General features: G+C 72.4%; 25 protein-coding genes and 1 pseudogene. 21 read left to right on the plus strand and 5 right to left on the minus strand.

Features of this window, described 5'->3' with window-relative positions:
• Position 1: 1 nt before the first annotated feature.
• Complete coding sequence (gene ribH, locus AB0B57_RS15325; RefSeq protein ID WP_357069460.1) at positions 2–502, plus strand: 6,7-dimethyl-8-ribityllumazine synthase; 501 nt, start codon at positions 2–4, stop codon at positions 500–502.
• Positions 503–565: 63 nt separating this feature from the next.
• Here the strand turns inward: ribH and AB0B57_RS15330 are convergent, their stop codons facing one another.
• Genes AB0B57_RS15330 through AB0B57_RS15340 form a run of 3 tightly spaced genes read right to left on the minus strand, consistent with a single transcriptional unit; the run spans position 566 to position 3,017 of the window.
• Complete coding sequence (locus AB0B57_RS15330; protein ID WP_357069376.1) at positions 566–1,309, minus strand: amino acid ABC transporter ATP-binding protein; 744 nt, start codon at positions 1,307–1,309, stop codon at positions 566–568.
• Positions 1,310–1,311: 2 nt separating this feature from the next.
• Positions 1,312–2,157 (minus strand): amino acid ABC transporter permease, encoded by an 846-nt coding sequence (locus AB0B57_RS15335; protein ID WP_357069378.1) that lies wholly within the window; start codon positions 2,155–2,157, stop codon positions 1,312–1,314.
• Positions 2,154–3,017 (minus strand): ABC transporter substrate-binding protein, encoded by an 864-nt coding sequence (locus tag AB0B57_RS15340; RefSeq protein WP_357069380.1) that lies wholly within the window; start codon positions 3,015–3,017, stop codon positions 2,154–2,156. Before AB0B57_RS15340 ends, AB0B57_RS15335 begins: the two co-directional genes overlap by 4 nt.
• 135 nt (positions 3,018–3,152) lie before the next feature.
• On the opposite strand from AB0B57_RS15340, the gene AB0B57_RS15345 reads away from it, so the two are divergent.
• The 17 genes and pseudogenes from AB0B57_RS15345 (at position 3,153) to argH (ending at position 20,771) form a co-directional block, all read left to right on the plus strand.
• Positions 3,153–3,416 carry a phosphoribosyl-ATP diphosphatase gene (locus AB0B57_RS15345; RefSeq protein ID WP_357069382.1) on the plus strand — a complete coding sequence of 88 codons (264 nt, stop codon included), beginning with the start codon at positions 3,153–3,155 and terminating at the stop codon, positions 3,414–3,416.
• A 50-nt stretch (positions 3,417–3,466) separates the two neighbouring features.
• Entirely contained in the window at positions 3,467–4,312 is an 846-nt protein-coding gene (gene hisG / locus AB0B57_RS15350) for an ATP phosphoribosyltransferase (RefSeq protein WP_357069384.1), read from the plus strand.
• Positions 4,313–4,524: 212 nt separating this feature from the next.
• Positions 4,525–4,998, plus strand: coding sequence for a PH domain-containing protein (locus AB0B57_RS15355; protein WP_357069386.1), 474 nt, complete (start codon positions 4,525–4,527; stop codon positions 4,996–4,998).
• A 525-nt stretch (positions 4,999–5,523) separates the two neighbouring features.
• A complete protein-coding gene (gene infC / locus AB0B57_RS15360; protein WP_357069388.1) occupies positions 5,524–6,174 on the plus strand; it encodes a translation initiation factor IF-3 in 651 nt (216 codons plus the stop codon).
• Positions 6,175–6,194: 20 nt separating this feature from the next.
• Positions 6,195–6,389, plus strand: a complete 195-nt coding sequence (gene rpmI, locus AB0B57_RS15365) for a 50S ribosomal protein L35 (RefSeq protein WP_110566082.1) — start codon at positions 6,195–6,197, stop codon at positions 6,387–6,389.
• A 32-nt stretch (positions 6,390–6,421) separates the two neighbouring features.
• Positions 6,422–6,814, plus strand: a complete 393-nt coding sequence (gene rplT, locus AB0B57_RS15370; RefSeq protein ID WP_007458417.1) for a 50S ribosomal protein L20 — start codon at positions 6,422–6,424, stop codon at positions 6,812–6,814.
• A 29-nt stretch (positions 6,815–6,843) separates the two neighbouring features.
• Positions 6,844–7,695 (plus strand): RNA methyltransferase, encoded by an 852-nt coding sequence (locus tag AB0B57_RS15375; protein ID WP_357069390.1) that lies wholly within the window; start codon positions 6,844–6,846, stop codon positions 7,693–7,695.
• A 220-nt stretch (positions 7,696–7,915) separates the two neighbouring features.
• Positions 7,916–8,983, plus strand: a complete 1,068-nt coding sequence (pheS, locus tag AB0B57_RS15380; protein WP_357069392.1) for a phenylalanine--tRNA ligase subunit alpha — start codon at positions 7,916–7,918, stop codon at positions 8,981–8,983.
• A 40-nt stretch (positions 8,984–9,023) separates the two neighbouring features.
• Entirely contained in the window at positions 9,024–11,570 is a 2,547-nt protein-coding gene (pheT, locus tag AB0B57_RS15385) for a phenylalanine--tRNA ligase subunit beta (RefSeq protein ID WP_357069394.1), read from the plus strand.
• Between the two features lie 471 nt (positions 11,571–12,041).
• On the plus strand, positions 12,042–13,043 hold the full coding sequence (gene argC / locus AB0B57_RS15390; RefSeq protein ID WP_357069396.1) for an N-acetyl-gamma-glutamyl-phosphate reductase: 1,002 nt from the start codon (positions 12,042–12,044) through the stop codon (positions 13,041–13,043).
• A 55-nt stretch (positions 13,044–13,098) separates the two neighbouring features.
• Positions 13,099–14,271: a bifunctional glutamate N-acetyltransferase/amino-acid acetyltransferase ArgJ gene (gene argJ, locus AB0B57_RS15395; RefSeq protein WP_357069398.1), complete on the plus strand. Its 1,173-nt coding sequence runs from the start codon at positions 13,099–13,101 to the stop codon at positions 14,269–14,271.
• Positions 14,268–15,173, plus strand: a complete 906-nt coding sequence (argB, locus tag AB0B57_RS15400) for an acetylglutamate kinase (RefSeq protein WP_357069400.1) — start codon at positions 14,268–14,270, stop codon at positions 15,171–15,173. The genes argJ and argB overlap by 4 nt, the downstream gene beginning before the upstream one ends.
• Positions 15,170–16,444 (plus strand): acetylornithine transaminase, encoded by a 1,275-nt coding sequence (locus tag AB0B57_RS15405; protein ID WP_357069402.1) that lies wholly within the window; start codon positions 15,170–15,172, stop codon positions 16,442–16,444. Before argB ends, AB0B57_RS15405 begins: the two co-directional genes overlap by 4 nt.
• Positions 16,441–17,361: pseudogene (argF, locus tag AB0B57_RS15410) on the plus strand (ornithine carbamoyltransferase); the annotation flags it as partial. The gene AB0B57_RS15405 and the pseudogene argF, both read left to right, overlap by 4 nt.
• 146 nt (positions 17,362–17,507) lie before the next feature.
• The gene (locus AB0B57_RS15415) at positions 17,508–18,023 is read left to right on the plus strand and encodes an arginine repressor (RefSeq protein WP_357069404.1); all 516 of its coding nucleotides are present in this window, start codon (positions 17,508–17,510) and stop codon (positions 18,021–18,023) included.
• The gene (locus AB0B57_RS15420) at positions 18,020–19,231 is read left to right on the plus strand and encodes an argininosuccinate synthase (protein WP_357069405.1); all 1,212 of its coding nucleotides are present in this window, start codon (positions 18,020–18,022) and stop codon (positions 19,229–19,231) included. Before AB0B57_RS15415 ends, AB0B57_RS15420 begins: the two co-directional genes overlap by 4 nt.
• Positions 19,232–19,304: 73 nt before the next feature.
• Positions 19,305–20,771 carry an argininosuccinate lyase gene (gene argH / locus AB0B57_RS15425; protein WP_357069408.1) on the plus strand — a complete coding sequence of 489 codons (1,467 nt, stop codon included), beginning with the start codon at positions 19,305–19,307 and terminating at the stop codon, positions 20,769–20,771.
• A gap of 46 nt (positions 20,772–20,817) precedes the next feature.
• Here the strand turns inward: argH and AB0B57_RS15430 are convergent, their stop codons facing one another.
• Together AB0B57_RS15430 and AB0B57_RS15435 are read right to left on the minus strand one after the other, a co-directional pair.
• Positions 20,818–21,171 carry an MmcQ/YjbR family DNA-binding protein gene (locus tag AB0B57_RS15430; RefSeq protein WP_357069410.1) on the minus strand — a complete coding sequence of 118 codons (354 nt, stop codon included), beginning with the start codon at positions 21,169–21,171 and terminating at the stop codon, positions 20,818–20,820.
• A 212-nt stretch (positions 21,172–21,383) separates the two neighbouring features.
• The gene (locus AB0B57_RS15435) at positions 21,384–21,809 is read right to left on the minus strand and encodes a DNA-binding protein (protein WP_357069412.1); all 426 of its coding nucleotides are present in this window, start codon (positions 21,807–21,809) and stop codon (positions 21,384–21,386) included.
• Positions 21,810–21,909: 100 nt separating this feature from the next.
• Between AB0B57_RS15435 and AB0B57_RS15440 the strand changes: the two genes are divergently transcribed.
• The 3 genes from AB0B57_RS15440 (at position 21,910) to AB0B57_RS15450 (ending at position 24,000) form a co-directional block, all read left to right on the plus strand.
• Positions 21,910–22,551 carry a DNA-3-methyladenine glycosylase gene (locus AB0B57_RS15440; protein ID WP_357069414.1) on the plus strand — a complete coding sequence of 214 codons (642 nt, stop codon included), beginning with the start codon at positions 21,910–21,912 and terminating at the stop codon, positions 22,549–22,551.
• Between the two features lie 85 nt (positions 22,552–22,636).
• A complete protein-coding gene (locus tag AB0B57_RS15445; protein WP_357069416.1) occupies positions 22,637–23,722 on the plus strand; it encodes an exo-alpha-sialidase in 1,086 nt (361 codons plus the stop codon).
• Positions 23,723–23,724: 2 nt separating this feature from the next.
• Entirely contained in the window at positions 23,725–24,000 is a 276-nt protein-coding gene (locus tag AB0B57_RS15450; protein ID WP_357069418.1) for a ubiquitin-like small modifier protein 1, read from the plus strand.
• Positions 24,001–24,066 lie beyond the last annotated feature (66 nt).

Here is a 24,066-nt window from a genome sequence, read left to right on the forward strand (position 1 = left end):
GATGGCGGGTTTCGGGGAGCCGGGAGTCGACGCGGTGGACGCCGCGGGGCTGACCGTCGGGGTCGTCGCCGCCCGGTGGCACGGTGATCTGACCGACCACATGCTGGAGCGGGCGGTGGCCGCCGCCGAGGCGTGCGGCGCCCGTTCCGTCGTAGCCCGGGTCGCCGGCTCGGTCGAGCTACCGGTGGTGGCCCAGGCCCTCGCGCGCCGCTGTGACGTGGTGGTCGCTCTCGGCGTGGTGGTGCGCGGCTCGACCGCCCACTTCGACTACGTGTGCCGCTCGGTCACCGACGGGTTGACCCGGGTGGCGTTGGACGAGGGCAAGCCGGTGGCGCACGGGGTGCTGACGGTGGAGACCATCGAGCAGGCCCGCGACCGGGCCGGGCTGCCCGGCTCGGCCGAGGACAAGGGCTGGGCCGCCACGGTGGCCGCGCTCGACGCCGCGCTGGCCGTGCGCGCGGTGGCGGCGGGCAACGCCCAGCGGGTCGGCTTCGGCGGCTGACGCCGCTGTCGGCGCGGTCGGCTGCCGCTTCTGCCGCCTCCGGCCGGCTCTGCAGGCTCGCCTTCAGAGCCGGCCGGCCTCGATGATCCGGTGGAGGAACTGCCGGGTGCGGGGCTGGGTCGGCTCGCCGAGCACCTGCTCCGGTGGGCCGCTCTCGACGACCCGCCCGGCGTCGAGGAAGCAGACCTGGTCGGCGACCTCCCGGGCGAAGCCCATCTCGTGGGTGGCCAGCACCATGGTCATGCCGTCGGCCTTCAGGTCCCGGATCATCGCCAGCACCTCACCGACGAGTTCCGGGTCCAGCGCGGAGGTGACCTCGTCGAGCAGCATCAGTCGAGGTGAGTTGGCCAGCGCCCGGACGATCGCCACCCGTTGCTGTTGCCCACCGGAGAGCCGGTCCGGGTAGGCGTCCGCCCGGGCGCCGAGCCCCACCCGGTCGAGCAATTCCCGGGCCTGCGCCTCCGCCTCCGCCCGACCCCGCCGGTGTACGCGCCGCGGCGCGAGGGTGATGTTGTCCAGGACGCTCAGGTGCGGAAAGAGGTTGTAGGCCTGGAACACCATGCCGATCCGCCGCCGGACCTGGTCCGGGTCCACCCGGGGGTCGGAGATGTCCTCCCCGTCCAACTCGATGGTGCCGTCGTCGAGGTCGTCCAGCAGGTTCACGCAGCGCAGCAGCGTCGACTTGCCCGACCCGGACGCGCCGATCAGGGCCACCACCTGGTGCTCGGCCACCGTCAGGTCGAGTTGGTCGAGCACGACCTGACCGGCGAACTCCTTGCGCAGGCCCCGGCAGCGCAGCAGAGCCATGGTCAGCCTCCCGACTGTCGGCGGGCCGCGCGCAGCGTCACCCAGTCGGTGACCGCGATCAGCGGGATCGCGAGCAACACGAAGAGCACGCCCGCCACCACGTACGGCGTGTAGTTGAAGGTCTGGGCGGTGGCGATCTGCGCGGCGCGGACCGCGTCGATCGGTCCCGCGAGGGAGACCAGCCCGACGTCCTTCTGCAACGCCACCACGTCGTTGAGCAGCGGCGGCGCCACCCGGCGGACGGCCTGCGGCAGGACCACGTGCCGCATCGTCTGCCGGTAGGTCAGGCCCAACGAGCGGGCCGCCGCGAGTTGGCTGGGATGCACCGACTCGATGCCGGCCCGGAACACCTCGGCGAGGTAACCGCCGTAGGTGAGGACCAACGCGATCCCACCCAGCACCAGCACCGGCGGCATGCCCTGCAACCGCAGGCCCGGCACGCCGAGGGTGAGCAGGTACAGCACGATGATCAGCGGCAGGCCGCGGAAGGTGTAGGTGTAGCCGGCGGCCAGCGCCCGGACCGGGAAGAAGACCGGGCCGCGCAGCGTCCGCAACACCGCGATCACCAGCCCGAGCAGCAGCGCGCCGACCGCACAGCAGACCAGCAGCCGGACGTTGAGCCAGAGCCCGCTCAGCACCGCCGGCAGCGCGTCGGCGGCGATCGCCGGGTCCAGGAACGACCGCCGGACCCGCTCCCAGCCGGGCGCGCCGGTCACCGCGACGACGAGCAGCGTGCCGAGAGCCGCCGTGGAGCAGGCCGCGACCAGCACGCTGTAGACGGTCTGCCGATTCCGGTACGCCGAGCGCCGCCGCTGCGCCTCGGACGGGACGTGATCGAGCAGGGTCACCGCAGCTCGGCCGCCCCCGCCACCTGCGCCAGCCACTTCTGCTCCAACTGCTTCAGCGTGCCCGCCTCGGTGAGCTGACCGACCGCACCGGTCACGCACTTGGTCAGCGGCGAGTTCTTGTCCAGCAGCAGCCCGAAGGCCTCGGGCGAGCCCACCTGCGGCACCTGCCCGACGACCGTCGCGTCGGTGAGCTCCGCGCCGGTGATGTAGAACGCGGTCGGCAGGTCCACCACCAGACCGTCGATCTGCCCGTTCTGCAGGGCCTTCTTGGCGTCGTCGTTGCTGTTGTAGACCTGTGGCTCCCTGGTCGGCTTGAGCACGTCGGTGATCGCCTGGTAGCTGGTGGTGCCGACCTGGGCGCCGAGCTTGGCGTCGCGAAGGTCGGCCAGCGACTTCTTGCCGGCGATCTTCGAGGACTTCAACGCGATCACGGTCTGCCGGACCAGGTAGTACGGTGCGGAGAAGTCGACAGCCCGCTTACGCTCCTCGGTGATGGAGAACTGGTTGATGTCGAAGTCGAAGTCCTTCGGCCCCGGTGCGATCGCGGTGTCGAACTTGACCCGGGTCCACGTGACGTCGGCGCGGGCGTAGCCGAGCTTCTCGGCCACCGCGTACGCGACTGCGGATTCGAAGCCCTCGCCGCTGTCCGGCTTGTCCTTGGCGAACCACGGCTCGTACGCGGGCTGGTCGGTGGCGATGGTGAGCTTGCCCGGCGTACGCGTGGGCAGGCTGTCCTTGGCGCAGGACAGCCCCGTGGTGACAGTGGGGGTTGGTAGCTCCTTCTGGGGCGCGCATCCGACGGCGGCGACGACGGCGGCACCGGCGAGGGTGAGCGCGAGGAGACGTGAGCTGCTGGCCATGGCCGACAGCGTAGAGGTATCGACCGGTCTGCTTGGGGCTTTGTCCCCCCATGTCGATAGGGAATTGTCCGCTTGCTGGATTTCGGCGGACCCGGACGCGGGGCGTCGCCCCGGCGGCTGGAAGAATCGTCTCCCGTGAAGACGTTCGAGGAGTTGTTCGCCGAGCTGCAGGCCAAGGCCGCCGCCGGCACCCCGGGCTCGGGCACCGTCGCCGCCCTGGAAAGGGGCGTGCACTTCATCGGCAAGAAGGTCGTCGAGGAGGCGGCCGAGTCGTGGATGGCCGCCGAGCACGAGGGGCCGGAGCGCACCGCCGAGGAGATCTCCCAACTGCTCTACCAGGTCCAGGTGCTCATGCTCGCCAGTGGTCTCGACCTCAAGGACGTCTACCGACATCTGTGAGTGCATCCCCACCCGTTGATCGCCATCCGGATCGAAGGAGCACTCCCGTCATGCTGCGTGTCGCCATTCCCAACAAGGGCACCCTGGCCGAACCGGCCGCTCAGATGCTGCGCGAGGCGGGCTACCGCCAGCGCACCGACCCCAAGGACCTCGTCTGTCGCGACGAGGCCAACGACGTCGAATTCTTCTACCTGCGCCCCAAGGACATCGCCACCTACGTCGGGTCCGGTGACCTCGACCTCGGGATCACCGGCCGGGACCTGCTGATCGACTCGGCGGCGCCGGCCGAGGAGGTCGTCGACCTCGCCTTCGGGCAGGCCACCTTCCGCTTCGCCGCCCGCCCCGACGACATCGCCTCGGTGCAGGAGTTGGGCGGGCACCGGATCGCCACCGCGTACCCGGGGCTGGTCGAGCGGCACCTCGGCGAGGCGGGCGTCAAGGCCGACGTGATCCGCCTCGACGGCGCGGTGGAGAACGCCGTACGCCTCGGCGTCGCCGACGTGATCGCGGACGTGGTGGAGACCGGCGCCACCCTGCGTCAGGCGGGCCTGACGGTCTTCGGCGAGCCGCTGCTGCGCTCGTCGGCGGTGCTGGTCCGCCGCGCCGACGCCCCGGCGCACCCGCAGGCCGAGCAGCTGCTGCGCCGCCTGCACGGTGTGCTGGTCGCCCGCCGCTACGTGATGCTCGCCTACGACGTGCCGGCCGGTCTGCTGGAACGGGCCAGCGGGCTCACCCCGGGCATCGAGTCGCCCACCGTGTCGCCGCTACACCGCGAGGGGTGGGTGGCGGTGCAGGCGATGGTGCTCCGCGACGACGTCCACCGCATCATGGACGAGCTGTACGAGCTGGGCGCCCGCGCCATCCTCGTTACCAACATCCACGCCTGCCGCCTCTGACCGCATCCCGCTTGATCAACTCGGTTTCGTGAGAACGGGGGTGTCCGCGCGTCAGGGACACCCCCGTTTTCTGAAGCCCGAGCGGATCTGTCGTGCTGGCGCGGGGCGGAAGCGCGGAACCTCCGACGGCCGTGCCGGCCTGGGGTCAGCTCGGGGTGCTGGCTCGGCGGGTGGTGCGTTTGGCGGGTCGGTGTGGGTGGCAGACTGGTGGGGTGAGTGAAACCGAGCTGGTCCGCCTGAAGCCCCGCCGCATCCGCGTGGTCTGCTGGTCGGCAGCGGCTGCCCTGGTGGTGGTGTTCGCTCTGGTCGCCACGTCGCTGAGTGGCCCGACCGGCGATGGCTACGGCAGCTTCCAACGCGGTGACCAGATCGCCATGATCGGCCTCGGCGTCTTCGGTGCCCTCGGCTTCCTGCTGTTCACCCGTCCTCGGGTGGAGGCGGACGCGCGGAGCATCCGGGTCCGTAACGTCATCAGCTCCTACGAGCTGCCCTGGGAGGTCGTCCGGGGTGTCCGCTTCGACCGGGGCGCGCCGTGGGCCAGCCTGGAGCTGCACGACGACGACCTGCTGCCGATGATCGCCCTGCAGGCCGCCGACAAGGAGTTCGCCGTCGACGGGGTCCGCGCGCTGCGCCGACTGCACCAGGCCCACCAGGCCCAGCTCGCCGAGCGCGCCACGCGTCACTGACCCCGACCACCCCGCCTCTTCGGCCGGCCCGCGCGCGGCCACCGCACATCCCCGCGCTCCAAGATCTGAGCAACAGCACCGAAACTGCCGCCTCAGCCCGCCCCGAGGCAGCGCTTTCGGTGCAGATGCTCGGATCTTGACCCCACCGGGCCGCCGGCCCCGCCGCGTCCGTCGGGGCACCCCGAGGAGGCCCAGCGTGGGATGGGTGTGCCCGGTTTGGGGGCGGTCGGGGCGCGGGTGTAGTGTTATCAAGTCGACCAGGCTGTCTCCGCATGCGAGCAGGCAGCCTTGAAAGCGGAGCGCCTGCTCCCACCCGAGTCGCCGCTACGGTGGCCGGGTCCGGTCACCGGTTCCGGGCACGTCCCGGCGTCGGATGCGCGATCCTGTGATCGTGCTGACCGGTCGAGCGGGCCCTGGCATGCGCCGGGGCCTTCTGCTTTCCAGGTCGGTTCCCACCTGGGAGCCGCGGGGGTCGGCACCTGAGCAGAAACGACTCGAGGAGGCCCCATCAGCGTCGAACCACGCGTGAACGAGCAGATCCGGGCACGTGAGGTCCGACTGGTCGGCCCCGAGGGTGAGCAGGTGGGCATCGTCCCGCTGGAGCGCGCCCTTCAGCTGGCCGCGGACGTCGATCTGGACCTGGTCGAGGTTGCGCCGATGGCGCGCCCGCCGGTGTGCAAGCTCATGGACTTCGGCAAGTTCAAGTATGAGAGCGCACTCAAGGCGCGCGAAGCGCGGCGTAACCAGCAGCAGACCGTCATCAAGGAAATGAAGCTTCGGCCGAAGATCGACCCGCACGACTACGAGACCAAGAAGGGTCACGTGGTGCGGTTCCTCAAGGCGGGCGACAAGGTCAAGGTGACGATCATGTTCCGCGGTCGCGAGCAGAGCCGCCCGGAGCTGGGTTACCGGCTCCTGCGCCGGCTCGAATCCGAGATCACGGACCTGGGATACGTCGAGGCCGCTCCCAAGCAGGACGGCCGAAACATGATCATGGTTCTCGCTCCGCACCGGGCCGTCAAGGCCTCCGCGGTTGCCGCTACGGCGTCCCGCGGTGGGCCTCGGGACCGGGCAGCGGACGAGTCCGCCGCTCCGGCAGCCGATGAGACCGCGGCGGTCAGCGAGACCGCAGCAGCCGGTAACACCGGCCTCGCCGCCGACACCAGCGGCGAGTAACAGGGGAGAAGACGTTCCACATGCCGAAGATGAAGAGCCACACGGGTATGGGCAAGCGGGTCAAGGTGACCGGCCGTGGCAAGATCGTGGCCGAGCAGGCCGGCAAGCGCCACCTGTTGGAAGGTAAGTCTTCCACCCGTACCCGCCGGTTGACCGGCACGGTCGAGGTGGCCAAGGCCGACGTCAAGCGCATCAAGAAGCTGCTCGGCCGCTGACGCGCGCCACCTTTACGTTTTAAGGAGTTGAGATGGCACGCGTCAAGCGGGCTGTAAACGCCCAGAAGAAGCGTCGTACCCTGCTGGAGACCGCGAGCGGTTACCGCGGTCAGCGCTCCCGGCTGTACCGCAAGGCCAAGGAGCAGGTGCTGCACTCGATGCAGTACGCCTACCGGGACCGTCGCGACCGCAAGGGCGACTTCCGGCAGCTGTGGATTCAACGGATCAACGCGGGCGCCCGGGCGAACGGGATGACCTACAACCGCCTGATCCAGGGCCTGCGTCTGGCTGGCATCGAGGTCGACCGCAAGATCCTGGCCGACATGGCCGTCAACGACGCCGCTTCCTTCGCGGCGATCGTCGAGCTGGCCCGGGCCGCGGTCACGGCCGAGGGCACCGGCGGCGCGGCGGCTCAGGCCGCCTGATCCCCACGCACCAGAGCGAGGCGTCTCCCGTGTCGGCACCGCCGTCCGGGGGGCGCCTCAATCGTGCCGGAGGAACCCACACCATGGCTTTCACCCCGCGTACCCCCAGGGTTGTCGCCGCCCGCCGGTTGCAGCGCCGACGCGACCGCGACGCGACCGGCCGATTCCTGGCCGAGGGACCACAGGCGGTCCGCGAGGCCCTCGCGCGGCCGGGGGTGGTCACCGAGTTGTTCGGTACGCCCGCCGCGCTCGACCGGCACCCGGAGCTGGCCGCCACGGCGGCCCGCGCCGACGTGCCCGTCTCCGAGGTGACCGACGAGGCCCTCGCCGTCCTGACCGAGACCGTCGCCCCGCAGGGGCTGGTCGCGGTCTGCCGGCATCTCGACGTGTCGCTTCAGCAGGCCCTCGCGAACGCACCCCGGCTGGTGGCGGTGCTCGCCGAGATCCGCGACCCGGGTAACGCCGGCACGGTGCTGCGCACCGCCGACGCGGCCGGGGCAGGTGCGGTGGTCTTCGCCGGCGACGCCGTCGACCCGTACAACGGCAAGTGTGTGCGGGCCTCGGCCGGCAGCCTCTTCCACGTCGACGTGGTCCGCGCGCCGGACCCGGTCACGGTGGTCGACGCGCTGCGCGCCGCCGGGCTGTCGATCTTCGCCACCACCGGGTACGGCGACAGCGACCTGGACGACCTGACCGACTACGGTCGGCTCGTCGGGCCCACCGCCTGGCTGTTCGGCTCGGAGGCGCACGGGTTGCCCGAGGAGTTGACCGCCGTCGCCGACGCCCGGGTGCGGGTGCCGTTGTACGGGCGCGCGGAGAGCCTTAACCTGGCTGCCGCGGCGGCGGTGTGCCTGTACGCTTCAGCGAGAGCACAGCGCTGACGGTGATCGTGCCCGGCGCGACTGACAGCAGGGGAGAGCGTCCGTCCATGAACGCGCAACGGCGTTCGTTTAGCCAGCCCGCCGGTGTCGGCGGGCGGCGGGCCTGACCTGCTCCCTGCACGGACTCCTACCGGCGGGCTGCGGCACAGCCGCGCGTCCGTAGACTCGCCTAGCCGCCCCGCTGAGGGCTGGCGCCGCCGTGAGGGAGTGCCCGTACGCCATGAGCTACCGCAACGATCCGTACGACCCGAAGCAGGTCGCCCTGCTCGACCCCGCCGCCCTGGCCGAGGCCGTCGCGGACGCCACGAAGGCGTTCGAGGCCGCCGCCGACCCGGACGCGCTGACCGCGCTGCGTTCGGTGCACCTGGGGGACCGGTCCCCGGTCTCGCTCGCGCGCCGGGAGATCGGCGCGTTGCCGCCGGCCGCGAAGTCCGACGCGGGTAAGCGGGTCAACGAGGCCCGCCGAGCGATCGAGTCCGCGTACGCCGAGCGCGCCGAGGTGGTGGAACGCGAGCAGGCCGAGCGGGTGCTGGTGGAGGAGCGGGTGGACGTCACCCTGCCCTACGACCGGCGCCCGCGGGGGGCCCGCCACCCGTTGAGCACCCTGATGGAGTCGATAAGTGACCTCTTCGTCGGGATGGGCTACGAGGTGGCCGAGGGGCCCGAGGTCGACCTGGAGTGGGTCAACTTCGACGCGTTGAACATCCCCGCCGACCACCCGGCGCGCGGGTTGATGGACACGTTCCACATCGCACCGGAGGGTTCCGGCCTGGTGCTGCGCACGCACACCTCCACGGTGCAGACCCGTACGATGCTCAGCCGCAAGCCGCCGATCTACGTGATCGTGCCCGGCCGCGTCTACCGCACCGACGAGATCGACGCCACCCACAGCCCGGTGTTCCACCAGGCCGAGGGCCTGGTGGTGGACAAGGGCATCACGATGGCGCACCTGCGGGGCACGCTCGACCACTTCGCCCGGGCGATGTTCGGCCCGGAGGCGAAGACCCGGTGGCGGCCGCACTACTTCCCGTTCACCGAGCCGTCGGCGGAGTTCGACGTGTGGTTCCCGGAGCACCGCGACGGTCCGCAGTGGGTCGAGTGGGGTGGCTGCGGCATGGTCAACCCGCGGGTGCTGCGCGCCTGCGGCGTCGACCCGGAGGTCTACTCCGGGTTCGCGTTCGGGATGGGCATCGACCGGACCCTGATGGTCCGGCACGGGGTCAGCGACATCCGCCATCTCTTCGAGGGCGACGTGCGGTTCAGCCGGGCGCTCGGGGCCGGGGCGTAGGCGATGCGGGTACGAGACACGGGAACGGTGGTCTGACGTCATGCGAGTTTCTGTCAGTTGGCTGCGGGAGTACGTCGATCTCCCCGCCGACCTGCCCACCGGTGACCTGGAGCAGGCCCTGGTCGACCTCGGCATCGAGGTCGAGTCCGTGGTGGACCTGGCCGAGACCGTCACCGGTCAGCTCGTCGTCGGTGAGGTGCGCGAGATCGAGGAACTCACCGGCTTCAAGAAGCCGATCCGGTTCTGCCGGGTCGACGTGGGTGCCGCCAACGGCACCGGCGAGCCGCAGGAGATCGTCTGCGGTGCGCGTAACTTCGCGGTGGGTGACCGGGTGGTGGTGATCCTGCCCGGCGGTGTGCTGCCCGGCGGCTTCGCCATCGGCGCCCGCAAGACGTACGGGCACAACTCGGCGGGCATGATCTGCTCGGTCAAGGAGTTGGGCCTGGGCGACGACCACTCCGGCATCATCGTGCTGCCGGCGGACGTGACGGCCAAGCCCGGCGACGACGCGCGCCCGGTGGTCGGGCTCGACGACGTCGTGCTCGACCTGGAGATCACCCCCGACCGGGGGTACGCGCTGAGCCTGCGCGGCCTGGCCCGGGAGCTGTCGCACGCCTTCGACGTGCCGCTGCGCGACCCGGCCCTGGCGCCCGCGCCGGGCGGCACCGAGACTCCGGCGTACCCGGTGGAGGTCCGCGACACCGTCGGCTGCGACAGGTACGCCGCCCGCCTGGTCCGGGGCGTCGACCCGAGCGCGCCCACGCCGTCCTGGATGCGGCAGCGGCTCGTCACTGCCGGCATCCGCAGCATCTCGCTGCCCGTCGACATCACCAACTACGTGATGCTGGAGCTGGGCCAGCCGATGCACGCCTTCGACGCCGACCGGATCGCCGGGCCGCTGGTGGTCCGTCGCGCCGAGGCGGGGGAGAAGCTGACCACCCTGGACGGCGTCAACCGGGTGCTGACGGCCGACGACATGGTGATCTGTGATGACACCGGGCCGATCTCCCTCGCGGCGGTGATGGGCGGCGAGACCAGTGAGGTCGTCGCCGACACTACGACCGTGCTGTTCGAGGCGGCGCACTGGGACCCGGCGATGGTCGGGCGCACCGCCCGCCGGCACAAGCTGTTCAGCGAGGCCGCGAAGCGCTGGGAGCGGGGCGTCGACCCCGCCGTGGCGCTCGTCGCGTTGGAGCGGGCCGTGCGGCTGCTCACCGAGCACGGCGGGGGCACGCCGAGCGCGGAGGTCCTGGACATCGACCACGTCCGGCCGCGTACCCCGATCAGCCTTCCGGCGGACCTGCCGACCCGGCGGGTCGGCGTCGAGTACCCGCCGGCGCGCGTGGTCGCCCTGCTGGAGCGGGTCGGCTGCACCGTCGCGCAGGGCGCGGACCGGTTGTCCGAGGACCCGGGCGCGGTCGGCGTGGCCAGCGGCGTCGGGGTGACGCTGAGCGTCACCCCGCCGACCTGGCGGCCCGACCTGACCGACCCGGCCGACCTGGTCGAGGAGGTGGTTCGGCTCGACGGGTACGACAAGGTGCCGGCGGTGCTGCCGACCGCGCCCCCCGGCCGCGGGCTGACCCCGCGGCAGCGTCGGCGCCGGGCGGTCGCCGGGTCGCTGGCCGAGCGGGGGTACGTGGAGGTGCTCGCGCACCCGTTCGTGTCGCCGGAGCTGGCCGACCAGCTCGGCCTGCCGGCCGACGACCCGCGCCGCCCGGCGGTGCGGCTGGCCAACCCGCTGTCGGAGGAGGAGCCGCTGCTGCGCACCACGCTGCTTGGCCCGCTGCTCGGCATCCTCAAGCGCAACCTCGGCCGGGGTCACCGCGACCTCGCCCTCTACGAGATCGGGGCGGTCTTCCACCCGCGCCTCGGCGCCGGCAGCCCGCCGGCGATGGGCGTGGACCGGCGCCCCACCGACGCCGAGTTCGCCGCCGCCGACGCGGTCGTGCCGGCGCAGCCGGTGCACGTCGCCGTGGTGCTCGCCGGCGACCTCGACCCGGCCGGCTGGTGGGGTGCGGGTCGCCCCGCCGGCTGGGCGGACGCGATCGAGGCGGCGCGTGACGTGCTGGCCGCCGCCGGGATCCCCGACGAGCGGGTGGAGGTGCGCGCGGCCGAGTACGCGCCGTGGCACCCGGGCCGCTGCGCCGAGCTGCTAGTCGACGGTGCGGTCGTCGGGCACGCCGGTGAGCTGCACCCGGTGGTGGTGGCGGCGCTGGAGCTGCCCCGACGCACCTGCGCGATGGAGCTGGACCTCGACGCGCTGCCGGCGACCCCGGTGACGCCCGCGCCGACGGTGTCCGGCTTCCCGCCGGCGCTCATCGACGTGGCCCTGGTGGTGGACGACTCGGTGCCGGCGGAGCAGGTGCGCCGGGCGCTGGAGGCGGGCGCCGGTCCGCTGCTGGAGGACGTGCGGCTGTTCGATGTCTACTCGGGGGCGCAGCTCGGCGACGGTCGCCGGTCGTTGGCGTACAAGCTGACCTTCCGGGCCCCGGACCGGACGCTGACCGTCGAGGAGGCGGTGGCGGCCCGGGACGCGGCGGTCGCGGTAGCGGCGGAGCGTCTCGGCGCGACCCTGCGCGGCGCCTGAGGAACCGTCGAGTCCCAGACGGCGCACCAACGACCAAGGCCCTGACCTGGTGGTTCATACCGGGTCAGGGCCTTTTCGTGTTCCCGGGTGCTGGCGTCGAGCTCCGGCACCAGCGAGGACGGTTCGACCAGATATCCGCCGCCGGATGACAGCGAATGCGCGCCAGGGTGGCTGAGTGAGTCGATCACGACGTGATCGTGGCTGGTGCTGGCGGCGGCGTCCGGGGCGCGGGAGGCAGTTGGCAGGGTGAATCTTGGACACTTTCCGTTAGCCGCTAACGGAAAGTGTCCAAGATTGCCAGCGATCGCGGGTCAGGCGGCCCGAGGTCCAGAAGCAGGAACGGCCCGCTCGCCGGGTGGGGGATACCTCACCGCGCAGGCGATCTGTTCATTAGCATGCACTGCCCTGCATGAACTTGCACTCGTGAGTCGTCCTTGTTAATCTTCGCTGCATAGTCATGCGGAGGTGAGTATGGGGATCCGAGTCGCGGTTGCCGGTGCGAGCGGTTACGCGGGGGGTGAGCTGCTGCGCCTGATCGCCGGGCACCCGGAGTTCGACCTGGTCGCCGCCACCGCACACAGCCAGGCCGGGCACCGTGTCGACGTGGTGCATCCGCAGCTCACCGGGCTCGACCTGGTGCTCGGCACGACCGACCCGACGACCCTGGCCGACGCGGACCTGGTCTTCCTGGCCCTGCCGCACGGTGAGTCGGCGGCCCTCGCGGCCCAGCTCCCGGACGAGGTACGCATCGTCGACCTGGGCGCGGATCACCGGCTCGCCGACCCGTACGCCTGGGCGCAGTACTACGGCGGCACACACGCCGGGCAGTGGACCTACGGCCTGCCCGAGCTGCCCGGCCAGCGGGAGCTGATCGCCGGCTCCACCCGGGTGGCGAACACCGGCTGCTACGCCGCCGCGATCACCCTGGCCCTCGCGCCGCTGATCGCCGACGGCGCGGCCACCCCGGCCGACGTGGTGGTGGTCGCCGCCTCCGGCACCTCCGGGGCGGGGCGGTCGGCCAAGGCGCACCTGCTGGCCAGCGAGGTGATGGGCGACCTGTCGCCGTACCGGGTGGGCACCCACCAGCACGTACCGGAGATCAAGCAGGCCACCGGCGCGACCGGCCTGTCGTTCACCCCGGTCCTGGCGCCGATGCCGCGCGGCATCCTGGCCACGGTCACGGCGGTGCCGGCGCGCGGCGTCGACCCGCAGGAGGTGCTGGCGCGGGCGTACGCCGGCACGCCGTTCGTGCACGTGCTGCCGGAGGGCCGTTGGCCGCACACCGCCGCCACGCTGGGCTCCAACTCGTGTCACCTACAGGCCACCGTCGACGTTGACTCGGGTCGCCTGATCGTGCTCAGCGCGTTGGACAACCTGGGCAAGGGCGCGGCCGGCCAGGCCGTACAGAACGCCAATCTGATGCTCGGCCTGCCGGAGACGACGGGCCTGTCGATCTGGGGGGTCAGTCCGTGAGCGCGAGGAGTGCAGCGCAGCGGAGCCCCGCAGTCGCGAACGAAAGGCAGACGTCGTGAGTGTCACCACCCCACGCGGGTTCCGGGCGGCCGGGGTGGCCGCCGGTCTCAAGGCCGGCGGTGGCGCGGACGTCGCCCTGGTGGTCAACGACGGCCCGGACGCGGGTGTGGCAGGTGTGTTCACCACCAACCGGGTCAAGGCCGCGCCGGTGCGCTGGAGCCAGCAGGTCGTGCGGGGTGGTGTGGTTCGCGTCGTGGTGCTCAACTCCGGTGGCGCCAACGCCTGCACCGGCCCGGGCGGTTTCCAGGACACTCACGCCACCGCCGAGCACACCGCCGCCGCGCTGACCTCGGTGAGTCCACGACTGATCCTCGGTGCCGGCGAGGTGGCGGTCTGCTCGACCGGGTTGATCGGTGAGCGGCTGCCGATGCCGAAGCTGCTGTCGGGCGTCCGCTCGGCGATCCGCGGGTTGTCCCGGGCCGGCGGCCAGGCCGCCGCCGAGGCGATCATGACCACGGACACCCGGCCGAAGACCACTGTGGCCCCCGGTGGGGGCTGGACCGTCGGCGGCATGGCCAAGGGCTCCGGGATGCTCGCGCCGGGGATGGCCACCATGCTGTGCGTGTTGACCACCGACGCGGTGGCCGGGCCGGCGACGCTGGACGAGGCGCTGCGGGCCGCGACCCGGGTCACCTTCGACCGGGTCGACTCCGACGGTTGCATGTCCACGAACGACACGGTGTTGTTGCTGGCCAGCGGTGCGAGTGGTATCGAGCCGACGCTTGCCGAGTTGACCGCCGCCGTGACGGAGGCCTGTCACGACCTGGCCCAGCAGTTGGTGGCCGACGCCGAGGGCGCCACCAAGGAGGTCGCCATCGACGTGGTCGGCGCGGCCGACGAGGACGACGCGGTCGAGGTGGGCCGTTCGGTGGCCCGCAACAACCTGGTCAAGACGGCGCTGTTCGGCAACGACCCCAACTGGGGTCGGATTCTCGCCGCGGTCGGCACCACCGCCGCCGCCTTCGATCCGGACGAGGTGGACGTGGCAGTCAACGGGGTGTGGGTGTGCCGGGGCGGTGCCGCCGCCGAGGACCGCTCGAAGGTCGACCTGACCGGGCGCAAGGTGACCATCCGGATCGACCTGCACGCCGGTTCGTCCGCCGCGACGATCTGGACCAACGACCTGTCCCACGCGTACGTGCACGAGAACTCGGCGTACTCCTCATGACTCTCAGCAGCGATCTCACCCGCGCCCAGGTCAAGGCGGAGACGCTGATCGAGGCGCTGCCCTGGCTGGCGCGCTTCTCCGGCTCGACGGTGGTGGTGAAGTACGGCGGCAACGCGATGACCGACCCCGCGTTGCAGCGGGCGTTCGCCGCCGACATGGTCTTCCTGCGGTACGCCGGTCTCAAGCCGGTGGTGGTGCACGGCGGCGGGCCGCAGATCTCCGCCATGCTGGGTCGGCTCGGCATCGCCAGCGAGTTCCGGGGTGGGCTGCGGGTCACCACCGCCGAGGCGATGGACGTGGTCCGGATGGTGCTGGTCGGGCAGGTGGGCCGCGAGCTGGTCGGGCTGATCAACTCGCACGGCCCGTACGCGGTCGGCCTCTCCGGTGAGGACGCCCGGCTGTTCACCGCGGTGCGCCGCCCGGCGTACGTGGACGGGTTGCCGGTCGACGTCGGCCAGGTCGGTGACGTCGAGTCGGTCGACGTGTCCGCGGTGACCGACCTGATCGAGGCCGGTCGGATTCCGGTGATCTCCACGGTCGCACCGGACGTGGACGGGGTGCTGCACAACCTCAACGCGGACACCGCCGCCGCGGCGCTGGCCATCGCGTTGCGGGCCCGCAAGCTGGTCGTGCTCACCGACGTGGCCGGCCTGTACGCCGACTGGCCGGACACCACCAGTCTGGTCTCCGAGATCGTCGCGGACGACCTGGCCAAGCTGCTGCCCAGCCTGGAGTCGGGGATGGTGCCGAAGATGGAGGCCTGCCTGCGGGCGGTCCGTGGGGGAGTGCCGGCCGCGCACGTGGTCGACGGTCGGGTGGCGCACTCCACGTTGCTCGAGGTGTTCACGTCGGAAGGGTTCGGAACGATGGTGGTGCCGGGAGACGGGATGGTCGCATCGTGAGCACGTTGGCGCAGCGCTGGACGAAGTCCATGATGGACAACTACGGCACGCCGCCGCTGGCGTTGGTCTCCGGCGCCGGTGCTGTCGTGGTGGACGACGCCGGCCGGGAATATCTCGACCTGGTCGGTGGCATCGCGGTGAACGCCCTCGGGCACGCCCACCCGGCCGTGGTGGCGGCGGTGTCCAAGCAGGTCGCGACCCTCGGGCACGTCTCCAACCTCTACGTCGCCGAGCCGCCGGTCGCACTGGCCGAGCTGTTGTTGGCGCTCGCCGGCAGGCCCGGCCGGGTCTTCTTCGCCAACTCGGGCGCCGAGGCCAACGAGGCGGCGTTCAAGCTGTCCCGGCGCACCGGCCGTACCCAGGTGGTGGCCACCCGCGGCGGGTTCCACGGCCGCACCATGGGTGCCCTCGCCCTGACCGGTCAGCCGGCGAAGGCCGACCCGTTCCGGCCGCTGCCCGGCGAGGTGACCCACGTCGACTACGGCGACGTCACGGCCCTCGAAGCGGCAGTCACGGACGCCACCGCCATGGTGATCCTGGAGCCCATCCAGGGCGAGAACGGCGTGGTCGTCCCGCCGGCCGGCTACCTGGCCGCGGCCCGGCGGATCACCGCCCGGCACGGCGCGCTGCTCGTCCTCGACGAGGTGCAGACCGGCGTCGGCCGCACCGGCCACTGGTTCGCGCACCAGGCCGAGGGCGTGGAGCCGGACGTGGTCACCCTGGCCAAGGGTCTCGGCGGCGGGCTGCCCATCGGGGCCACGCTGGCCTTCGGCCGGGCTGCGGACCTGCTCACCCCCGGCTCGCACGGCACCACCTTCGGCGGCAATCCGGTGAGTTGTGCGGCGGCGCTCGCGGTGGTGGCGACCATCGCCAACGAGGGCCTGCTGGACAACGTCAAGCGGGTCGGCGAGCGGCTGCGTCGCGGCATCGAGGCGCTGGGCCATCCGCTGATCGGCGGGGTACGCGGCGCCGGGCTGCTGCTCGGCGTGACGCTCACCGCGCCGGTGGCTCCGGTGCTCGCCGAGGCGTTGCGCGAGGCCGGCTTCCTGGTCAACGCGGTGCAGCCGGGGGTGCTGCGGCTGGTCCCACCACTGATCCTCACCGCCGCCCAGACGGACACCTTCCTAGCGGCCCTACCCGCCGCCCTGGCGGCGACCGCCCCGGCGGCCGCCGGAACCGACGCAGATCTTGGAGGCAAAGCGCCCCTCCAGGGGCCGAAGTCTTCCAAGATCTCGACGCCGACCACCACCACGACGGGAACGAGCGCATGACTCGGCACTTCCTGCGCGACGACGACCTCTCGCCGGCCGAGCAGTCCACGGTCCTCGACCTGGCGGCGCGGATGAAGGCGGACCGGTTCGGCCACCAGCCGCTGGCCGGCCCCCGTTCGGTGGCGGTGCTCTTCGACAAGCAGAGCCTGCGGACCAGGATCTCGTTCGACGCCGGCATCGCCGAACTGGGTGGGCACCCCCTCGTGGTGGACACGCAGGTCACCCACTTCGGCCGGGGCGAGTCCCTCGCCGACGCGGGGCGGGTGCTGTCCCGCTACGTCGCGGCCATCGTGCTGCGGACCCACGGCGACGACCGGATCGCCGAGGTGGCGAGCGGTGCCACCGTGCCCGTGATCAACGCGCTCACCGACGGCTTCCACCCGTGCCAACTGCTGGCCGACCTGCTCACCATCCGGGAACGGTGCGGCGGCACGGCCGGGCGCACCCTGACCTACGTGGGCGACGGCGCGAACAACATGGCGCAGTCGTACCTGCTGGCCGGGGCGATGGCCGGCATGCACGTGCGGATCGCGGGGCCGGCCGGGTTCGCGCCGGACGAGGCCGTGCTGGACCGGGCGGCCCGGATCGCCGCCGACACCGGCGGATCGGTGCGGGTGCTGACCGACCCGGCCCAGGCGGTACGCGACGCCGACGTGCTGGCCACCGACACCTGGACGTCGATGGGTCAGGAGTCCGACGGGCTGGACCGAATCACCCCGTTCCTGCCGTACCAGGTCAACAAGGAACTGCTCGGCCAGGCCGCGCCGGACGCGATCGTGCTGCACTGCCTGCCCGCCCACCGTGGTGAGGAGATCACCGACGAGGTGCTGGACGGCCCGCAGAGCGCGGTCTTCGACCAGGCGGAGAACCGGCTGCACGCGCAGAAGGCGTTGCTGACCTTCCTGCTCGACACCGCGACCGAACCCGCCGCGACCGAACCCGCCGCGACCGAACCCGCCGCGACCGAAGCCGCCGCGACCGTGGGCAGCGCGACCGCCGCCGCGACCGGGGCCCCCGCGACCGAGGGCACCGTGGTCGCGGCCGCCGCGACCGGGGAGTCCCGATGACCGGGCCACTGACCCGGGCGGCCCGGCACGCCCGGATCGTGGAGCTGATCCGGGAGAAGGCGATCCGGTCGCAGACCGAGCTGGCCGACCTGCTCGCCGCCGACGGCGTCGTCGTCACCCAGGCCACCCTCTCGCGGGACCTGGAGGAGTTGGGCGCGGTCAAGGTGCGCGGCGGTGACGGGCCGGCCGTCTACCTGATCCCGGAGGACGGCCAGCGACCGTTGCGCGACGCCGAGGCCGCGCCGGCGCGGCTGGTGCGGTTGCTGCGCGAACTGCTCAACGGGGTCGACTCCAGTGGCAACATCGCCGTGCTGCGTACCCCGCCGGGGGCGGCCCAGTACCTGGCCAGCGCGTTGGACCGAGCGGGCCTGCCGGAGATCGTCGGCACCATCGCCGGTGACGACACCATCCTCGTCGTGGCCCGCGAGGCCGTCGGCGGGGCCGCGCTCGGTGACAAGCTCGCCGGTTGGGCGGGCCGGGACGACCACGCTGAAGGGACCACCACGCCATGACCGAGCGGGTCGTGCTCGCGTACTCCGGAGGGTTGGACACCTCCGTCGCCATTCCGTACCTGGCCGAGCAGACCGGCGCCGAGGTGATCGCGGTCGCGGTCGACGTCGGGCAGGGCGGTGAGAACCTGGACGCGATCCGCCAGCGTGCCCTGGACTGCGGCGCCGCCGAGGCGGAGGTCGTCGACGCGCGCGACGAGTTCGCCGCCGACTACTGCCTGCCGGCCATCCGGGCCAACGCCCTCTACATGGACCGCTACCCGCTGGTGTCGGCGCTGTCCCGGCCGCTGATCGTCAAGCACCTGGTGGCGGCGGCGCGTACGCACGGCGGCACGATCGTGTCGCACGGCTGCACCGGCAAGGGCAACGACCAGGTCCGGTTCGAGGTGGGGCTGAACGCGCTCGCCCCCGACCTGAAGATCATCGCGCCGGCCCGGGACTTCGCCTGGACGCGGGACAAGGCGATCGCCTTCGCCGAGGAGAAGGGGCTGCCGATCGACGTGTCGGCGAAGTCGCCCTACTCGATCGACCAGAACCTGTGGGGTCGCGCGGTGGAGACCGGCTTCCTGGAGGACATCTGGAACGCCCCGGTCGAGGGCCTGTACTCGTACACTGCCGACCCGGCGCAGGAGCGCGACGCCGACGAGGTCGTGATCACCTTCGACGGCGGCGTGCCGGTGGCGATCGACGGGGAGACGGTCACCCCGTACCAGGCGATCCTGGAGCTGAACCGGCGTGCCGGCGCCCAGGGCGTGGGCCGGCTGGACATGGTCGAGGACCGCCTGGTCGGCATCAAGAGCCGCGAGGTGTACGAGGCGCCCGGCGCGATCGCGCTGATCACCGCCCACCAGGAGTTGGAGGCGGTGACCGTGGAGCGGGACCTGGCCCGGTTCAAGAGGAGCGTGGACCAACGCTGGGGCGAGCTGGTCTACGACGGCCTGTGGTTCTCGCCGTTGAAGGACTCGCTGGACGCGTTCATCGACGACGCGCAGCGGCACGTGAGCGGCGAGGTGCGGATGACCCTGCACGGCGGCCGGGCCACGGTGACCGGCCGGCGCTCCGAGGCGAGCCTCTACGACTTCGGGATGGCCACCTACGACACCGGCGACACTTTCGACCAGTCTCTGGCGAAGGGTTTCGTGCGGCTGTGGGGCCTGCCGAGCCGGATGGCCGCCGCGCGGGACGCCCGGCTGGGCGGTGCCGGACGGTGACGCCTGCCAGCGCACGGAGTGCGCGAGCGCAACGAGTGGGCCCCGCAGTCGCGAGTGAAAGGCGAGCAGAGCAATGACGGGCGACGTGGACGACAAGAGCCTGACCGAGAACAGCGCAGCCACCAACCGGACGAGCCTGTGGGGTGGCCGGTTCGCGGGCGGCCCCGCCGAGGCGCTCGCCCGACTGTCGGTGAGCGTGCAGTTCGACTGGCGCCTGGCCCCGTACGACATCGCCGGTTCCCGGGCGCACGCCCGGGTCCTGGCCGGTGCCGGCCTGCTCGACCCCGAGGAGTTGGGTCGGATGCTGGCGGCCCTGGACGACCTGGAGGCGGCGTGCGCCTCGGGGTCGTTCCGCCCCACCATCGACGACGAGGACGTGCACACCGCGCTGGAGCGCGGGCTGCTGGAGCGCCTGGGCAGCCTCGGTGGCAAGCTGCGCGCCGGCCGGTCGCGCAACGACCAGGTCGCGACCGACCTGCGGCTCTACCTGCGCGACCACGCCCGGGGCGTGGCCAGCCGGCTCGTCGAGCTGGCCGAGGCGCTGGTGGAGCAGGCCGAGCGGCACATCGACACGGCCGCACCCGGCATGACGCACCTTCAGCACGCCCAGCCGGTCACGTTCGGGCACTGGCTGCTCGCCCACGTGCAGCCGCTGCTGCGGGACCTCGAGCGGTTGCGCGACTGGGACCACCGGGCGGCGATCAGCCCGCTCGGCGCGGGTGCCCTCGCTGGTTCGGGGCTTCCGCTGGATCCGGTGGCGGTGGCCAAGGAGCTGGGCTTCCGGACGTCGTTCGCCAACTCGATGGACGCCGTCGCCGACCGGGACTTCGTCGCCGAGTTCCTCTTCACCACCGCCCTGATCGGGGTGCACCTGTCCCGGCTCGGTGAGGAGGTCGTGCTCTGGACCTCGCACGAGTTCGGCTGGGTGGAGCTGGACGACTCGTTCGCCACCGGATCGTCGATCATGCCGCAGAAGAAGAACGCGGACATCGCCGAGCTGGCCCGCGGCAAGTCCGGCCGGCTGGTCGGCGGCCTGGTGACGGTGCTCACCATGCTCAAGGGCCTGCCGATGACCTACGACCGGGACATGCAGGAGGACAAGGAGCCGGCCTTCGACGCCGTCGACACGCTGGAGCTGCTGCTCCCGGCCCTGGCGGGGATGATCTCCACGATGACGGTGCGGGTGGACCGCCTCGTCGCCGCCGCGCCGGTCGGCTTCTCCCTCGCCACCGAGGTCGCCGACTGGCTGGTCCGGCGCAATGTGCCCTTCCGGGACGCGCACGAGATCACCGGCCGGCTGGTGGCGCTCTGCGCGGCCCGGGAGTGCGAGCTGAACGACGTCTCCGACGACGACCTGAGCACGATCAGTGCGCACCTCGACCCGTCGGTGCGCGACGTGCTCTCGGTCCGTTCGGCCCTCGCGGCCCGGACCACCCCCGGCTCCACCGGCCCCGGCCCGGTGGCCGACCAGCTCGCCACCGCGGCGGACCGGCTGGCCACCTGGCGGGAGTGGTCCGCCGAGCGGGTCGTCCCGCGCTAGATCTCGTGTCGTGGCGTCGGCGGGTGCCGCCGGCGCCACGGCCGGTTCAGGCCGTCGGGCGCTCCCGCTTCGGGAGCTTGGCCACCACCATGTCGTACGACCCGTCGACCGCCTCGGTCAGCTCCTCGTCGTCGATCCCGCCGTCGAGGCGCAGCGTGTTCCACCCGGACCGACCGATGTAGGCCATCACCCGGGCGTCGTCGGGGTGCCGGTGCAGCCACTCGTCGGCCACCTCCCGGGTCGGCCCGCACTTGATGCCGACGGTCGGTTCGCCCCCACCGTCGCCGAGGAACGCGAAGATCCGGCTGCCGACCTTCACCACCTCGTCGCCCTCCCACGGCCGGTCCAACCACGCCCCCGGCTTGGCCAGGCAGTACGCCAGCATCTCCGCGCGCTCCATGGTGCCTCCTCGTCGTGCGCACAGTGTGCCCGCCGCGGGCCCGTCGCACGCGCGCCATGCCGATCCGACAGTCCCGCCCCGCCCGGCAAGATCGTGCTCGATCCAGGATCTAGTGGCCTCGGCCGCGGTTGAGGCCACTACTTCCGTGTTCGAGCGCGATCTTGGACGGACGAGCGCGATCTTGCGGGGTCGGGCACGTACGAGCGGGGTCGTCAGGCGGTCTGCTCGGCCGAGCGGGCGGCGACCCGCTCGTAGCGCTGCCGGGCCGCCTGCGCGCTGCCCAGCCCCAGCCCGTACGCGATCGCCTGCCAGGTCAGCCCCCGGTCGCGGGCCAGCGTCAACAGCCCGGCCTCCAGGGCGTCCAACTCGGCGCGCACGTGCGGCAGCAGGGTCAGCGCGGCGGTGAGGTCGGCGGCGTCGATCGGCTCCTCCGCCGGCTCCCGCTCGGCCCCGCCGGCGGCCAGGGCGGTGACCAGGGCGACCGCCTCCCACGGGTCCAGCACGTACGGGTGGGCCCAGCGTCCGCGTTGGGTGCCGGTGCCGGCGTGCCGCTCACTGATGCGCTGCAGCGCCTCGTGGGTGCGGTGAGCGCGGGCGTGGGCCGGGTGCGGCGCGGTGAACGGGTCGTTCGTCGTCATGGTCCGAGCACACCTCATCAACGAAGCATTGTCAACACATTGTTCAACTCGCACCGTGCCGGACGGGTGCCCGGGCGCCGGGATGGGTACCGTCGGGAACATGGCCCTGCCCTCCGGTGACCGCACCACCGACACCAACCTGGCGGCGCTGGCAGACCTGCTCGCCGGCCCGTTGCTGCCGGCGGCGCGCGGGCTGCTGGGCTGCCGCCTGCACGCCGGCGGGGTCACCGTCCGGATCACCGAGGTCGAGGCGTACGCGGGCAGCGGCGGCGATCCCGCCTCGCACGCCCATCGGGGTCCTACCCCACGCAACGCCGTGATGTTCGGCCCCGCCGGGCACGCCTACGTCTACTTCACCTACGGGATGCACTGGTGTGTCAACGTGGTCACCGGGGTGGAGGGCGAGGCCTCCGCCGTGCTGCTGCGCGCCGGGGAGGTCGTCGACGGGCTGGTCACGGCACGGGAGCGCCGGCCGGCCATCCGGCGGGACGTGGACCTGGCTCGTGGGCCCGCCCGGCTCTGCTCCGCGCTCGGCATCGACCGTGCGGCCTACGGGGCGTACCTGCTCGGCGACGGCTCGGTCCGCCTGCGCCCCCCGGCCCTGCCGGTGCCGCCGGAGACGGTGGTGGCGGGTCCCCGGGTCGGTGTGACCGGCGCGCACGACCTGCCCTGGCGGTTCTGGCTCGACGGCGACCCCACGGTCAGCGCGTACCGCCGGCACGTGCCCCGCATCCGGCGCTGAACCTCCGGGCGGGTGTCCCCGGGAACCTGTCGGAGGGTGTGGCCATAATCACCCTGACCTGCTCACCGACGGTTCGGAGGATGGCGTGGCGACACTGCTCGCGATCGGCACGGCCAAGGGGTTGTTTCTCGCCACCAGCGCCGACGACCGGCGACGTTGGGAGATCACCGGCCCGCACTTCCCGATGACCGGTGTCTACGCGGTCGCGGTCGACACCCGTGCCGCCACCACCCGGTTGCTCGCCGGGATGACCAGCTCACACTTCGGGCCCAGCGTCGCCACCAGCGACGACCTCGGCGCCTCCTGGGACGAGCCCGACCAGGCGCCTGTCGCGTTCCCGGCCGACACCGACGTCTCGCTCGGGCGGGTCTGGCAGTTGATGCCGGCCGGCCCCGACCAGCCCGACGTCATCTGGGCCGGCACCGAGCCGTCCGCGCTGTTCAGGTCCACTGACGGTGGCCGCAGCTTCGAGCTGGTCCGCTCCCTCTGGGACCACCCGCACCGCCCGCGGTGGGAGGCCGGCTTCGGCGGCCAGGCCGTGCACACCGTGCTGCCGCACCCGCGTGACCCGGCCCGGCTGCTCGTCGCCATGTCCACCGGCGGCGTCTACCGCTCCGAGGACGCCGGCGCGAGCTGGGCGCCGGGCAACACCGGCATCCGCGCCACCCACCTGCCCGACGAGTGGCCGGAGTTCGGCCAGTGCGTGCACAAGGTCGCCCGGGACGGGGCCAACCCCGAGCGGCTGTACGCGCAGAACCACCACGGCGTCTACCGTTCCGACGACGACGGCCGCACCTGGTCCTCGATCGCCGACGGGCTGCCCAGCGACTTCGGCTTCCCGATGGTGACCCACCCGGGGCGGGGCGGCACCGTGTGGACCTTCCCGCTGGTGGCCGACGGCGAGCGGTTCCCGCCCGACCACCGCTGTCGGGTGTTCCGCTCCACCGACGCCGGTGGCAAGTGGGAGCCGCTGTCGGTGGGGCTACCCGAGGGGCCGTTCTATCCGGCGGTGTTGCGCGACGCGATGTGCGCCGACGACTCCACCCCCGGTGGGGTTTACTTCGGCACCCGCTCCGGCTCGGTCTTCGCCAGCCGCGACGAGGGCGACTCCTGGTCCCTGGTGGCGGCACACCTGCCGGACGTGCTCTGCGTTCGGGCCGCGGCGGTCTGAGCGTGGTCACCGTGCTGTTGCCCGGCCCGCTGCGCGGCGAGGCCGGCGGTGCCAGTCGACTCAGCGTCACCGCCGCCGGGACGCTGCGGGCGGTCCTCGACGAGGTGGCCGTCGCGCATCCGCGGCTGGCCCGGCGCATCCGCGACGAGCGCGGCGAGCTGCGCCGCTACGTCAACGTCTACGTCGATGGTGCGGACTGCCGCCATTCGGGCGGGCTGGCCACGCCCGTCGACGAGGGTGCCGAGGTGCGGGTGCTCCCCTCGGTGGCCGGCGGCTGACCCGGCGGTACGGCCCGCCAACGGCACTCTTGTCCGTTATCGGGCGTGACCCGTGCCACCCGGAGC

The sequence above is a fragment of the Micromonospora sp. NPDC049101 genome (genome assembly GCF_040648675.1).
Taxonomy (GTDB): Bacteria; Actinomycetota; Actinomycetes; order Mycobacteriales; family Micromonosporaceae; genus Micromonospora.